The organism is Novisyntrophococcus fermenticellae (assembly GCF_018866245.1).
Classification (GTDB): Bacteria; Bacillota; Clostridia; order Lachnospirales; family Lachnospiraceae; genus Novisyntrophococcus; species Novisyntrophococcus fermenticellae.
This window is the reverse complement of record NZ_CP076458.1, coordinates 3,086,498-3,100,908: the sequence shown is the minus strand read 5'-3', so window position 1 is coordinate 3,100,908 and position 14,411 is coordinate 3,086,498. Positions and strand designations below refer to the sequence as shown.

14 protein-coding genes are annotated in these 14,411 nt (G+C 41.2%); 10 read left to right on the top strand and 4 right to left on the bottom strand.

Annotation, left to right across the window (positions count from 1 at the left end; genetic code table 11):
- Window positions 1-8: 8 nt before the first annotated feature.
- From KNL20_RS14405 to KNL20_RS14385, 5 genes are all read left to right on the top strand, one after another.
- Complete coding sequence (locus tag KNL20_RS14405; protein WP_230398422.1) at window positions 9-752, top strand: amino acid ABC transporter ATP-binding protein; 744 nt, start codon at window positions 9-11, stop codon at window positions 750-752.
- Window positions 753-768: 16 nt separating this feature from the next.
- Complete coding sequence (locus tag KNL20_RS14400; RefSeq protein ID WP_230398421.1) at window positions 769-1,428, top strand: cytidylate kinase-like family protein; 660 nt, start codon at window positions 769-771, stop codon at window positions 1,426-1,428.
- Window positions 1,425-2,636, top strand: a complete 1,212-nt coding sequence (locus KNL20_RS14395; protein WP_230398420.1) for an aspartate aminotransferase family protein — start codon at window positions 1,425-1,427, stop codon at window positions 2,634-2,636. Before KNL20_RS14400 ends, KNL20_RS14395 begins: the two co-directional genes overlap by 4 nt.
- Before the next feature lie 213 nt (window positions 2,637-2,849).
- Window positions 2,850-3,266: an Hsp20/alpha crystallin family protein gene (locus KNL20_RS14390; protein WP_230398419.1), complete on the top strand. Its 417-nt coding sequence runs from the start codon at window positions 2,850-2,852 to the stop codon at window positions 3,264-3,266.
- A gap of 14 nt (window positions 3,267-3,280) precedes the next feature.
- Window positions 3,281-3,739 carry an Hsp20/alpha crystallin family protein gene (locus tag KNL20_RS14385; RefSeq protein WP_230398418.1) on the top strand — a complete coding sequence of 153 codons (459 nt, stop codon included), beginning with the start codon at window positions 3,281-3,283 and terminating at the stop codon, window positions 3,737-3,739.
- Window positions 3,740-3,834: 95 nt separating this feature from the next.
- On the opposite strand, the gene KNL20_RS14380 is transcribed toward KNL20_RS14385, so the two are convergent.
- A complete protein-coding gene (locus tag KNL20_RS14380) occupies window positions 3,835-4,488 on the bottom strand; it encodes a TVP38/TMEM64 family protein (RefSeq protein ID WP_230398417.1) in 654 nt (217 codons plus the stop codon).
- Window positions 4,489-4,610: 122 nt separating this feature from the next.
- The gene (locus KNL20_RS16390) at window positions 4,611-4,952 is read right to left on the bottom strand and encodes a helix-turn-helix domain-containing protein (RefSeq protein WP_408637501.1); all 342 of its coding nucleotides are present in this window, start codon (window positions 4,950-4,952) and stop codon (window positions 4,611-4,613) included.
- A 102-nt stretch (window positions 4,953-5,054) separates the two neighbouring features.
- Between KNL20_RS16390 and KNL20_RS14375 the strand changes: the two genes are divergently transcribed.
- Window positions 5,055-6,107: a beta-L-arabinofuranosidase domain-containing protein gene (locus KNL20_RS14375; RefSeq protein WP_230398416.1), complete on the top strand. Its 1,053-nt coding sequence runs from the start codon at window positions 5,055-5,057 to the stop codon at window positions 6,105-6,107.
- A 168-nt stretch (window positions 6,108-6,275) separates the two neighbouring features.
- Here KNL20_RS14375 and KNL20_RS14370 read toward each other — a convergent pair whose 3' ends face one another.
- Window positions 6,276-7,076, bottom strand: coding sequence for a response regulator transcription factor (locus tag KNL20_RS14370; protein WP_230398415.1), 801 nt, complete (start codon window positions 7,074-7,076; stop codon window positions 6,276-6,278).
- A 4-nt stretch (window positions 7,077-7,080) separates the two neighbouring features.
- Window positions 7,081-8,865 (bottom strand): cache domain-containing sensor histidine kinase, encoded by a 1,785-nt coding sequence (locus tag KNL20_RS14365; protein ID WP_230398414.1) that lies wholly within the window; start codon window positions 8,863-8,865, stop codon window positions 7,081-7,083.
- A 197-nt stretch (window positions 8,866-9,062) separates the two neighbouring features.
- Between KNL20_RS14365 and KNL20_RS14360 the strand changes: the two genes are divergently transcribed.
- From KNL20_RS14360 to KNL20_RS14345, 4 genes are all read left to right on the top strand, one after another.
- The gene (locus tag KNL20_RS14360) at window positions 9,063-10,397 is read left to right on the top strand and encodes an ABC transporter substrate-binding protein (RefSeq protein WP_230398413.1); all 1,335 of its coding nucleotides are present in this window, start codon (window positions 9,063-9,065) and stop codon (window positions 10,395-10,397) included.
- A gap of 78 nt (window positions 10,398-10,475) precedes the next feature.
- Entirely contained in the window at window positions 10,476-11,351 is an 876-nt protein-coding gene (locus KNL20_RS14355) for a carbohydrate ABC transporter permease (RefSeq protein WP_230398412.1), read from the top strand.
- Entirely contained in the window at window positions 11,348-12,190 is an 843-nt protein-coding gene (locus KNL20_RS14350; RefSeq protein WP_230398411.1) for a carbohydrate ABC transporter permease, read from the top strand. Before KNL20_RS14355 ends, KNL20_RS14350 begins: the two co-directional genes overlap by 4 nt.
- Before the next feature lie 20 nt (window positions 12,191-12,210).
- The gene (locus KNL20_RS14345; RefSeq protein WP_230398410.1) at window positions 12,211-14,379 is read left to right on the top strand and encodes a glycoside hydrolase family 2 protein; all 2,169 of its coding nucleotides are present in this window, start codon (window positions 12,211-12,213) and stop codon (window positions 14,377-14,379) included.
- Window positions 14,380-14,411: the final 32 nt, after the last annotated feature.

Here is a 14,411-nt window from a genome sequence, read left to right as displayed (position 1 = left end):
AAAATGTTATGGATGGAGAAAAAATCATCTCTGTTGAAGCGCTGAGTAAATCCTTCGGTGACCATGAGGTACTGCGGAAAATTGATTTTTTTGTCCGGCAAGGGGAAGTAATCTGCATCGTAGGATCCTCTGGCTCTGGTAAATCTACTTTGCTGCGCTGCATTAACAGATTGGAACATCAGACAAAAGGTAAAATCCTCTATCATGAAAAAGAAGTCCGGGACATTCAAAAAGAAGTGAATGTATATCGTTCAAAGGTGGGCATGGTATTCCAGTCCTTTAATCTTTTTGATAACATGACAGTTCTTGATAATTGTATGTCGGGAACACGTAAAGTATTGCATCTTTCCAAGACGGAGGCATTTGACCGTGCAATTGCAAACTTAAAAGCAGTGGGTATGGCCCCTTTTATTCATGCCAGGCCATCACAGCTTTCCGGTGGGCAAAAACAGCGCGTCGCAATTGCAAGAGCACTTTGTATGAATCCGGAAGTACTGTTGTTTGATGAACCCACCAGTGCACTGGATCCGGAGATGGTAGGAGAGGTGTTGCATGTCATGAAGGAACTGGCAAAGACCGGTCTGACCATGATTATCGTAACCCATGAGATGGGATTTGCCAGAGATGTATCTACAAGAACCATCTTCATGGATAAAGGCTATATTGTGGAGGATGATATGCCTGAACGGCTGTTTCAAAATCCAAAGAATCCAAGAACCAGAGAATTTTTAAGCAGATTTATCGCAGGATAGGAGGGAAGAAAATCAGATGGGAAATTATGTTGTGACATTTGCCAGAGGGTTTGGCACCGGGGGAAAAGAAATCGCTGCAAAGCTGGCAAAAAGCCTGGGTATTCATTGTTACGAAAACCGTATTCTGACGCTGGCTTCTCAACTGAGCGGTCTGGATGAAGGCATTTTTGAGGAGGTAAATGAAAAAGTCAGATCAAAGGGCGGGTTTTCAAGCTTTATGCGTGGACTGCCAAAGGCCAGGCACTATATCAGCAGAAATGAGGCATTTGTATCGGATGATACATTGTTTGGATATCAGAAGAAAATCATAGAGGATCTTGCAGAAACAGAGTCTTGCATAATTGTGGGGAAATGTGCCGACTGGATATTACGGGAAAAAAGTAATGTGGTCAGTATTTATATAGAAGCACCCAGAGATTTTTGTGTGAGACGTACCATGGAGCATATGGGTGTAACGAAAGAAACTGCGCATGCGACCATTGAGCATACAGACCGTTATCGTGCGGATTATTATGCCTATTATACAGGAGGAAATTATTGGACGAATCCGGTTAATTATGACATGACCTTAAACAGTGAAAGAGTCGGAGTGGAGGAATGCGTTACCCTGATCCGGAACTATCTGGAAATTAAGGGCTTATATAATTTTCACGATGAAAGAGAGGAATTGATATGAAATTAAAGGATACGGGACTGACAGAGGAAGAGATTAAATTAAAAGTAAAAACATATATGATTGAAACGTATGAGCGAATGGATTTTATTGCAGAGACGGCGAAGGGTATGTATCTGTACACACCGGATGGTACAGCGTATCTGGACTTTTATGCGGGCATTGCGGTAAACAGTGCGGGAAATTGCAATGATAAAGTGGTGGAGGCAGTCTGTGGGCAGTGTGCGGATATCATGCATACCTTCAATTATCCATACACAATTCCACAGGCCCTCCTGGCAGAGAAAATTTGTACCACTATAGGTATGGATAAAGTTTTTTTCCAAAGCTCCGGAGCAGAGGCAAATGAAGCGATGATTAAGATGGCGAGAAAGTATGGTGTCGAAAAGTATGGACCACACAAATACAATATTGTTACGGCTAAAATGTCCTTTCATGGGAGAACATTTGGAGCAATGAGCGCAACGGGTCAGCCGGAAAGTGCCTGCCAGATGGGATTTGGCGACATGACACCGGGTTTTTCCTATGCAGAATTTAATAATCTGTCCTCCTTTGCTGAGGCAGTAAATGAGAATACAATCGCCATTTTGGTCGAGCCGGTGCAAGGGGAAGGCGGCGTTCACCCAGCCTCACCGGAGTTCCTGACAGGGCTGCGGGCACTCTGTGATGAAAAGGGACTTTTGCTGCTGCTGGATGAGGTGCAGACGGGATGGTGTAGAACCGGGGCTGTTATGAGTTACATGAACTATAAGATTAAACCGGACATTGTTTCTATGGCAAAAGCACTCGGGGGAGGAATGCCAATCGGAGCCATCTGTGCAACGAAAGATGTGGCAAAAGCGTTTACCATTGGCTCTCATGGGAGCACATTTGGCGGTAATCCGGTCTCCTGTGCGGCAGCGCTCGCAGAGATTGATGAATTACTGAGGCTCAATTGTGCGGAGCATGCAAAAGAGATGGGGGATTACTTTTGCGAAAAGCTTTCACAGCTGCCTCATGTAAAGGAGGTAAGGCATCAGGGACTGCTTGTAGGGGTGGAATTTGACGAGACCGTCAGCGGACCCGAGGTGAAGCACGCTTGTCTGGAACGCAAACTCCTGATTACGGCGATTGGCGGGCATATTATACGTATGGTGCCTCCGTTGATTGTAACGGAAGAAGAGTGCGATAAAGCATATGAGATTATCAGAGCATCTGTGGAAGTGCTGTAAGGCATATAATAAGACATAGAAAAAATTTCACAAAAAGTTCACAAAATTTATTAGCACTCGCTCTTGACGAGTGCTAATTTTAGTGTTATAACATATATAGAACAAAGGAACAGGAAAGAAAAAAGATAAGTATAGACAAACAGATTCCTGAATGTTCTGGGTAACAAATGGACATCATTTATTATAGAAAGTATTTGAAAGGAGAGATGATTTATGTTGATGCCTAGTATTTTTGGAGAAAATGTTTTTGATGATTTCATGGGGTCTTTCGGAAACCGTTGGACAAATAATCTGATGAGAACAGATGTGGAAGAAAAAGAAAACGGTTATGAAATTACGATGGATCTGCCAGGAGTTAAGAAGGAAGACATTCATGCAGAACTGAAAGACGGATATCTTACAATTAATGCTTCATCGAACTCCAGTAAAGATGAGAAAGACGAGGAAGGTAACTACATCCGCCGTGAAAGATATTCCGGCAGCGCAAGCAGAAGATTCTATGTCGGTGATGCAGTGACACAGGAAGATGTCAAAGCCAGATTTGAAGACGGAACATTGAAACTGCTGGTTCCGAAGAGAGATACGAATCCGGAAGTGGAACAGAGACAATACATTTCGATTGAAGGATAGAGGAGGAAGATTTTATGTTAGCACCTGGTGTATTTGGAAGAGATTTATTTGAGGATTTCTTTAATGATCCATGGTTCGATGACAAAGACTTCAGAAGGGTTGAGAAAAAGCTCTATGGACATCATGCAAAGAATATGATGAATACAGATGTTAAAGAGACAGAAACCGGCTACAAGCTGGTCATGGATCTGCCGGGATTTAAGAAGGATGAAATTCAGGTATCTTTGGAAAATGGCTATTTGAGCATACGCGCATCCAAAGGACTTGATGAGGACAAAGAAGATAAAAACAGTGGAAAGTACATCCATCGCGAGAGATACGCAGGGGCCTGCCAGAGAAGCTTTTACGTTGGAAAGGAACTGAGGCAGGAAGATATTCAGGCATCCTTTAAACATGGTATCCTGAAACTGGATATACCAAAACCGGATAAAAAACAGATTGAGGCGAATAAATATATTGCCATCGAAGGATAACGGCCCTTCTTTATATAGATATAAGCACAAAAAAGGCACATCAAAATCAGATGTGTCTTTTTTGCATCTCTCAGACATTTCCTGCAGATGCCCGATTAATTCACTCCGGCACTTGTCACCTTCCGATAAATAATAAAAACTGCCAGAGTAATCAGAAAACTGATGCCAAATGGTAATAAAAATTCTATTGAAATAGGGTTATCAATTGCGCTTCCCGCAAGTACATAGGGAATCATCTTCGGCGCCAGACCAAGGACTGAGGCAAAGACATATTTGCTCCAGGGCATTCCTGCGGCTCCAAAAAACATGCTGGTCAGCCCGATAGGCAATGGGGTAATTCGAGCCAGAAAACAGGTAGCCGTATCGTTATTCTGATTAGAGGAAAGAAATTTGCGGACTTTTTCATTCTTCTCTACTAACTTTGTCACTTCTTTGTCACCTAATTTCCAGCCAAGAAAGTAGCTGATTGTTGTCTCACAAAAAATCCCAATCAGGCTTATGAGAATACCCTGAATCGGGGGAAAAAGGATTCCGATGGCGATGCAGATCACTAAGTTGGGAATTGCCATGAGAACAGGCCGGAGGCAATAGAGTCCAATAAAAGAAAGTGCGGCCCAAAACGGTGAGGCGGGTGTGTAATTGATAATGTCGTCAACCGTTATGGTGCGAAGTCTCGGAAATAATAATAAGGTAACCAGCAAAATTAAAATAACGGTTAATTGTTTACGGTGTGAATAAAGCCAGCGCATTCATAACATCTCCTTTAACGCTTCTCTTACATAACATTGAAGTAAGTATAAGTCGATTATAACAAAAATATGTATTCGTGTCAGTACTTATGTTATGAAAAGTGTATTGTATAACCATACACTTACTGTGTAACGATTTTACGTTGCGAAATACTCCTGCGGTACTGGGAAGGAGTGGTTCCTTCAAATTGCTTAAAGATACGCATAAAGTATTTATCGCTGGAAAAACCGCAGTTGCCTGCAATAATGCTAAGTGAATGAGAGGTACTGCAAAGCAGGTTTTTAGCGATGGCAATTCTCGTTCGATTTATATAGTTAAGGAGAGAATAACCCGTGTAGCGCTTAAAAAGCTTTGTTAAATAGGTAGAAGAATAGTTGAATCGCCTGGCCAGAAAGTCAACAGTAAGGGGTTCATTGTAGTGAAGACGAATATATTCTGTTATTTCAATCAAAATCCGGGGCATTTCACTGCTTCGGTATCGTTCATAATCATAGGCGGCCACCCACTAAAGCGGGGTATGATGGATGGGAGAGAAGTGATGATATAAACTTCCGTGGCCATTTCTTTGGACATTATCTCTCGGCTATGGCTTTGGCATACCGAGCTTGGGAACACTCTGGCCTCGCAAAATCCGGATACCGGCATGATGATGTACTTTCAGCCGATGGGGGCCGGTTATAATAAAATTTACAATCGTCCCTACGATAACTTCTGGTGTTGTACCGGGACAGGAGTTGAGAGTTTCACAAAGCTGGCTGATGGTTTCTATTACCAAAGGGATAATCATCTGCTCGTCAGTCAGTATTTCAATAATATCTTATATTTGCCTGCATATAATTTGGAGCTTCGTATGTCTTTTGACCGGAAATCGGGAAAAGGCAGTATTCGGGCAGATGAAATTACCGACCGGGAACAGAAGAAAGATAAGTCAGAAAAGAAGCCGGAGTTTCTGAAATTAAGTTTCCGCCTTCCGGCCTATGCCCTGGCAGCGTCAGTGCACACGAAGGATCGGATTACTTTTCGCCTGAACGGACAGGAGCAGGAGGTCAGCAATCATGAAGGCACCTATACACTTCAAGCATTTGTTAAGGCTGGCGATTGCCTGGATTTCTATTTTCCACAGACTTTTGAGGCGCATGGTACCGAGGATAATAGGCATTATATAGCATTTACCTATGGTCCCTATGTTATGGGAGCTCTCTTAGGGGAGCGCAGGCTATGGGAAGACCGTCCGGACGGTATCCTGGTACGGGCAGCCACCAGGGATGAGGAGACAGTACAGCACTTGACAGTAGCTGAAGATCCGGAACGATGGCTCGAAAATATTGCAGCAAAGTGGACCTGGCAGGAGCAGGATGAATATCTGTGGGCAGCGACCTTGACAGGCACAAAGGAGAAACTTACTTTTGTACCCTATTATGAAATTTATAAACAGCGATATGGAATCTATTTTCCGCTCACTAGGTTTATCTGCCAAGAAAAGACCGATAAAGAGAACCTTGGAGAAGCGGTTGCTGAGGTGGGAAGGCATGTGAAAAGAATGGATATTTTAAAAGATGATGGGAGAACAGAGGGGGAACATCCCCCGGATACCCATACGTATTGGAACATTATGTAAGAAAATCAAGGGTTTGCCGTGGAGAAAAATATAACCGTATCTGAGGCTTGTACAGGATGACAAAAGTTGCTATGATTACGATGCTTATATAATCCACTGTAAAAGTGCTGCCGCAATTAAGAGATTGCATGCAGCACTTTTACAGTGGATATCGTTCTATGATGCGCTTTAATCCTCCTTCAACAGTAAGAATTTCTTTGGAGATATTCCATAATATTTTTTAAAGCATTTGCTAAAGTAGCCGGCATCCGTAAAGCCGCATAACAGGGCTGTATTTTGTATAGAGGGAGAGTCGGAGAGCAGAAGTTCTTTGGCTTTTTGCATCCTGTAATGATTGATGTAAGTTCCAAGTGTAATATGTATCTCCTGACTAAAAGCACTGCATAGATATTGGGGGCTCACATATAGAGCAGAGGCGATCGTCTTTAACTGTAATTCGGGCTCCATGTAATGCCTGGAAATATAGTTTTTAGCATGCTGGATCATCTTGCTTCCACGGGTGGCTTTATTTTCATTCAGATTTTTCAATGCTTCACTGTAGGTGTCAAGGACCAGGTTCTTAAGATCCTCTTCGGATTTTACATACTGTTTTTGCTGCTCAGTGTCAATCTCTTTGGTTAGTTTTTCTAATGAATCCATTAATTCACGGGAATCCAGGGGCTTCAGAAGATAATCATGTACACCGAGCGTAATTGCCTGCTTGGCATATTCAAACTCACCATATCCGGTTAATAAGATAAAATGCGTATTTGTACGCCCATACAATCCCTTTATCATTTTCAGGCCATCCATAATCGGCATGGAGATATCTACCAGAGCGATATCAGGCCTTAATTCCTGTATCACATCCGTTCCGCTAACTCCGTTATTCGCTTCTCCAATAATTTTATAGCCATCCTGCTTTTCCATATAAGCATACATAGATTTCCTAAAAAAGAATTCATCATCTATAATTACCAGTGACTTCATTCGTTTACGCTCCTTTCGGCAGTGTGATTGTAACAGTGGTATGGGAATACTTTTCACTTTCGATCATTAACCCATAGGGAGGTCCATATAACAGACGAATCCGCTGATGAATACTGAGTAGCCCAAAAGATGTTTCCGATAGCTGTCGGCTGTCCAGCGATTGCCTTATGTGCATAAGCTTCTCGGGTGTAATTCCAGATCCATTATCCTTTACCACGATATGTATATTCTCTTCACTTATATGAACTGTAACGATGATATGACAGAAGGTCCCCGAAAATGCGTGTACAAATATATTTTCAATCAAGGGCTGCAAAGTTAGCTTCGGTATCCTTACGTTATCCAAGGGGTAGTCGGTTTCTATGAGAATTTTATAATCAGCATATTCCATAAAGCGGAGGCTTTCCAGGTAAAGATATTGCTTTGTCAGTTCCAACTCCTGTTTTAATGAAATGATGAACTCCCCCCTGCTGAGTGAATTTCTATAAAATCCGGACATTGAAGACAGGGCTTTAATTGCCATATCAGGCATCTGTAATTCAATCAGTGATTTTATCATATTTAAAGTATTATAGAGAAAATGGGGATTGATTTGCGACTGAAGAAGCTTTATCTCCATTTCCTGCTTTGCATTTTGTTCCGCATAAATATTTTCTAATAGAGTGTGTATTTTTCTCATCATAATATTAAATTGCTCATAAAGGACGGAGATTTCATCCCTGGAATGATAATTTGCCGTAATATTAAGATTACCCTGCGAGGCAGACTGCATCTTGCTGGCCAGCTTCTGGATGGGTGCGGTAACCGTTCTTGTACACAAAATTGAAAAGAGCAGAGATAAGAAAAAAAGTAAAAGACAAATCAGGATAATCTGCTGAAGGATTACGCCATGTTCAAGATTCATGTTTTTTACAGGAATCATATTGACTACACTCCAGTCCATGCCGGGATAGCTTTTCTTTATGAAAAGTGTATCTTCACCCCTGACTTTTGCCCTGGCTGTATTGGAGGATTTCAGAGCAGACAATCCCTTTGACGGAATCCCCATATATTCGAAAAAATTCTGGAAAATTCCATCGGAGTCAGTGGAAGAGAGAATCTGACCGGAGGAATCAATGATATAAAAATATTTTGCTTCGCTGTCCGGCAAATCACGAAAAGCAGAAGAAACATTGCTTTCCTTTATTAACAGTACAACAGTTCCGAGGTATTTGGTAGTATCTATGTCTGTTATCGGCTTTAATGCAATGAACATAGGCTGTGACTCAATCATCACAGGCCCAAGAAAATGAAATTCAGGGTCACTCTTCAGGGAATCCAAAAGGTCCCCGGAAAAATAAGTATCCAGTTCATCTGTAATGGCTGTACTGCTGTGGAACCAATGGTCTTGCGTATCCAGGATATCCCATTGGTAGATGTTTTTATGTAAACCAATAATTCTTTGCGCCTGTTTTGTAAGCGCAGAGTTTGTTAAAAACCGGTCCAGTGCGTTTACAGGAACCGTGGGATTCTGTTTCAAGGTCTCTGCTATTTCACTGTTAATGGACAGGGTAATCGCATAGTCAGTGATATGTCCTATTTTTTCGCGCAGATTATTTGTAATAATTGAAAGCTGCTGCTCGCTTGTAGCGGTCGCGTGCTTTATCAGTACTTTTTTAGAGGTATTATAAAAAGAAAATGCTGTTATGAGAAGAATAACGCTGCTCAGGCACAGATAAGTAATTAATAGACGGTTTTTCAAAGTAAAACTGGAAAAAAGTCGCAAAAATAGATTGGCTTTCTTTTTCATGTAAATGACCTCTTTCTTAAAAATTGTTGTTTTTTCTTGTCAGTATTATATGACATATACAAAGATATCTCAATAAATCTATTTATAATAAGAAAATCTTCCAACTCATCCAAAGAATTTCCATATAATTTATATAAATATTTTTATATAATCATGCTATAAATAAAGACAAGATCTAAATTGAAGGAGGATCAGTTATGAAGTGGAAAAATCTGACGGCAGTGAGTCTGGCTATGGTACTTTTTGCATCAATGGCAGGATGCGGAAATACATCCGGTGGGAGTACGGAGGAAAAGCAGAAGGAGTCAAGTTCTGAAAGTGGCGGTGCACCCCTTGTGATCAACTACATAAGTGCCAGAAGTGAGACAGATGGGACATTGAAGACGCTCAAGAAACTGGCAGAGGATTATGGGGAAGAGCATCCTGGGTTTGCATTTAATGTAGAGTCTATCGCAGACAGGGAAACCTATCTCCAGAAGATAAAGATTCTGGCATCCAGCAATGAATTACCGGATTGGTTTGATGCGGATCCGGAAGCCTTTTTTGAAGGACTTTGCAAAAAGGATTTGATTTATAGTGTCGATGACTTGTATGGAGAATTGGGAATTAAGGATAAATTCTTTGATATTGCACTGGACTACCCACGGCTAAGCGATGGAAGCAACTATCTTATGACCTGGCAGGGAAATGTGGAGTATTTCTGGTACCATAAGGATATGTTTGCGGATGCAGGTATTGCAGAAACTCCCAAAACATTGGATGAGCTGCTGGAAGTATGTGATAAGCTGCAGAAAGCAAGTATAACGCCAATATCTGCAGGTAATTATGATATGATTATGCGTTACCCGGCTTTTAAGGCGTTTCGTTTAGAAGGAAATGACTTTATAGATAATGCACGAATGGGAAAGGAAAAATTTAATTCAGAGACAGGAATTGCAACTGCGGAATATGCGCAGAAGATTGCAAGGTATTTTAGCGAGGGATGGACGAATTCAGACGCAACTGCACAGATGGATCTGTTCCTTAATAAGGGAGCTGCAATGCTTTACACGGGAAGCTGGGACACACCTGATTTGACGGATGAAGATATGGTGTTAAAAGATGATATCTCGATGTTTAAGCTGCCTGTCAATGGAGAAGGAGACACAACCACAGAGAACGACTATTATGCAAATTGCGGAATAGGGACAGCTATATTGAAAGACTCCATGACTGCAGAGATGAAAGACTTCGTCAAGTATATATGGGATAATTTTGCAGATACCGCCATGTATGAATTCAATGTGATACCTTCTATGATGCCCAGTGATTCGGAAAATTTACCGGAGCTGACACAGCAGATTTTAAAGGATCTGGAGAATTGTGGAACCTTTGCACAATGTTGGGATGTACGGCTGGATCCATCCACCAATGAGGTCTTTAGAAAAGAGCTGGCTTCACTTGGAATGGAAGAGTCAACGCCGGAGGAATTCTGTAAAAGAATGGACGAGGCCGTGGCACAGTATGCGGGAGACTATTTTGATATCCAATGATGTTTTGACAAGGCTGACCATTTAACAGGTAAAAAAGCGGATCCGGTATGCCGGGTCCGCGAAAGAAAAGAGGTAGATATGAAACCTAAAAATAAAATACAGCCACTTTATTTTGTATTCCCTGCATTTCTGATTTATTTTTTAACAGTAATTATTCCCATCATATGGTCTGTAGGATACAGTTTCTTTTCGTGGAACGGAATATCAGATATGAAATTTGTGGGTTTGGATAATTATATAAGAATGTTTTTCGACCATACGTTTCAGGGGGCTGTGGCAAATAATCTGAAATTTGTTTTAATGGGAAGTATATATCAGCTTCTTGTCGGACTTTTGCTGGCAATACTGCTTTCCCATATCACTAGGGGATGTAATCTTCTCCGGGTGATATATTTTGTACCATGTATCATTTCATCGATGGCAATCTGTCAGATTTTTTCGAAAATGTTGTCCGTACAGCCTCAGGGATTGGTATGCTTCATTCTGGAAAAGATGGGACTGGAACAGATTGCGCTTTTGGCAAACAGTAATACTGCTTTATATACGATTACATTGATTGACGGATATAAGTACTGTGGCCTGTATATGATTATATTTTATTCGGCATTTGTTTCTATATCAAAGGATGTATTAGAAGCCTCTATTATAGACGGATGTAATCTGATTCAGCAATATCGTTATATCAAGCTTCCGCTCATAAAGAACATCTTTTCTATTGTAATCGTGATGCTCATAAATGGCTGTTTAAAGACATTTGATGTGTTCTATATATTGGATAACAAGTCAAAATCCACAGAAATGGTGGCGACCTATATGTACAAGACAGCCTTCAACTCAGCGGATTTCGGATATGGCAGTACTCTGGCGGTCTTTCTTGTAATAGAATGCCTGGTGGCTGTGGGATTGATTAATAAGCTGTTGGGATCTGCGAAAGGAGATGAAGCAGGGGAGTGAAACATACAAAAAAACATTTTATATTAAAAAGTATTTTTTATATTCTTATCGTTATTGTGGTTGTTATACAGATATATCCCATCTTCTGGGTAGTCTGCTCCAGCTTAAAGACACCGGAGGAGATGACATATACAGCACAGTATTCGATTCCGTCAAGCTTTTATCTTGGTAATTACATTAGTGCGTTGACCATATCAAATATTCCCAGGTATTTTCTGAACAGCGTAGTGGTAGCCGTCTGCACATTAACCGGAATTGTAATATTGGGATGCCCGGTGGCATTTGTTATCAGCAAGGTAAAAGTAAAGTATGCAGGCACATTATTAGGATTTTTTCTTTTTGGTATGATGATTCCGGTATTTGCATGCCTGATTCCGATGTTTCAGATTTACAATATGATCGGACTTAGAAATACATATTGGGCATTAATTATTCCACAAGTAGGATTCGGACTTCCGATGTGTATCTATCTGTATACGGGATTTTTTAAGTTCCTTCCGGATTCACTTCTGGAAGCTGCAATTATGGATGGTGCGGGCATGGGAACTGTGTTTTTGAGGATTGTTGTTCCGATGGCGAAAAATACGACAATGACGGTGCTGACCTATAATTTTGTTTTCGTATGGAATGAATTTACCTATGCAAACACATTTATATCTTCTTCGGATATGAAGACGCTTCCCATCGGCCTAAATGATTTTGTCGGGCAATTCGGAAGAGTGGATTGGGGAAGTACTTTTGCTGCAATTGTAATTTCTATTCTTCCCACATTAATTGTGTATTTTATATTAAATAAAAATATTATAGAAGGTATGGCCGCCGGTGCGGTAAAAAGCTGATAAGAAGGGAGCATATGATTATGGAACAGGTTATAATGTTGAATAAAAACTGGAATGTACTGCAGGATGTACATGATACCGGAGAGAAGCTGGGGTTGTACAAGGAGAAGGAAGCTTTTACAGATACAATGTCTCAGATGTCCGAATGGGAGGAACTGGGCGAATTAAAACACCTTCAGTTAATCTTTGCGCAGAATCCTTACTTTGGACGGGAACTCAGATACTTTAATCAGGCTCCGTGGTGGTATAAAAAGGAGTTTAAAGTCAGCGGTGAGCATATAAAAAAGGCATACCTTAAGTTTTCTAATGTGGATTATTATTGCAAGGTCTGGCTGAACGGGGAATATTTGGGGGATCATGAGGGGTATTCAGCCCCATTTACTTTTGAGGTTCAAGATAAGTTAAAGTTTTACGAAACAAATGTTCTGACTGTAAAAGTCAGTTCACCGTGGGATGAAGAAGTAGAGTGTGGGGATGAAACAAACAGAACCATACTTGTCCGGAGAAGAATGGTGAAGGGGACATACGAGCATTCTGATACATTTATTCAAAGAGATGTCAATCCTGTCGGCATTTATGGAACGGTGGAGTTAAAGCTGACAGATGAAGCGTGCATTGTGGAAGAACCCCAGATTACCTATGGATTGGATCTGGATAAGAAAGAGGTCCTGGTTAAAAGTAAGGTAACGGTTGAAAACCTGGTTTTGGGACGAAAGTATAAGCTGAAACTGTATATAAAAGACAAGGATAATGGAATGATCTCCGGAGAGGAGACCTTACAGTTTACAGCAGATAAGGAGAAGATGAATCTGGAACAGACAGCAAAGGCAGAAAATATAAACCTCTGGAACACGTGGGATCATGGAGGTGCATGGATGTACCAAGTGGAAATTCTTCTGGAAGCAGAAGGAGAAAAAGTTACCGGAAAAGAGGTCTCTATTGCATTTCGAAGTGTAGAACTGGAGCGAACAGATGAGAAAACAATCTTTTATCTCAATCGAAAGCCCTTTTTTATCCGAGGTACGTCCTATTTTCCGGACAATTATATTTCGGCGATGTCAAAAGACAGGTATTGGAGGGATTTGCTAAATATAAAAGCGGCAGGGTTCAATCTTGTAAGAGTTCACGTACATACGGAGCAGAAAGTTTTTTACCGGTTATGCGATGAACTTGGAATTGCCGTAATTCAGGATTCAGAATATAACTGGACACATCCGTCTACGGATGCGTGGGCAGAGAAATTCATAAAAATTTACGAAGATAATATCAGGCTGTTGATGCATCATCCTTCGATTCTATGCTGGATTGGTATGAATGAGCCGGGGTGTGTGGATCCGGATGGGAAGACAAGGCAGAGATTCATGGAGGAAAACCCGGGACCTAGAATGTATGAAGAGATACGGGCAATGGATCCGGACAGACCGATGATCAAAGGGTCTTTTTGCGAGGCAGATATATTCAGTGGGGACAGCCATAATTACCTGGGGTCGTTATCTAGAGGTGAATATGGGGATATATACGGAACGACAGAAAAGCTTAATACAGAGTATGGCTTTGATGCACCTGCAGGTACGGAAAGCCTGAAAAAGAACCCAAAGGTATATGCGCGGTTAAAAGGTCTGGAAACTGATATACCAAAGATTCAGGATTATCAATATAAATTATTGAAATATTATACGGAGCATTACCGAATACAGAAATACCATCCATGCTCCGGGTATGTTCAGTTTATGTTTATTGACCTATGCCCGCAGAGCTTCTATGGGATTTACGATTGGTGGGGAATACCCAAAAAGGGTCTTCAGGCAATTTTGGAGAGCAATATGCCCCTTGGAATCTTTATGAAGTATAAGGAACAACTGGATGGAATTTACGTTGTCAATGATTCGGAAGAGAGCTTCGGAACCTGTATGGTTCAGTGGGTGATTACCGATGGAGAGACAGGAGAGATTATCCGGAAAGGAAAAAAACAGATAGAGTGCCGGCCAGACAGTGTTTTAGAGGCGGAAAAGCTGAACATAAAAAATCCGGGGAAAAAGAACTGGAATGTATCCTTAAAGTTAATGGATAAAAAGGGAGTTTGCATTGCAAGAAATTTTTATCAGAATATATTCCAGCTCTCTCCCCGGGTAGCAGGTCACCCGGAGCGGATGAGCCATGAACTTGGAATGCGCCTGTATTGGGCCTGAATTATGTAAGAATCCACTGCAAAAGTGCTGCC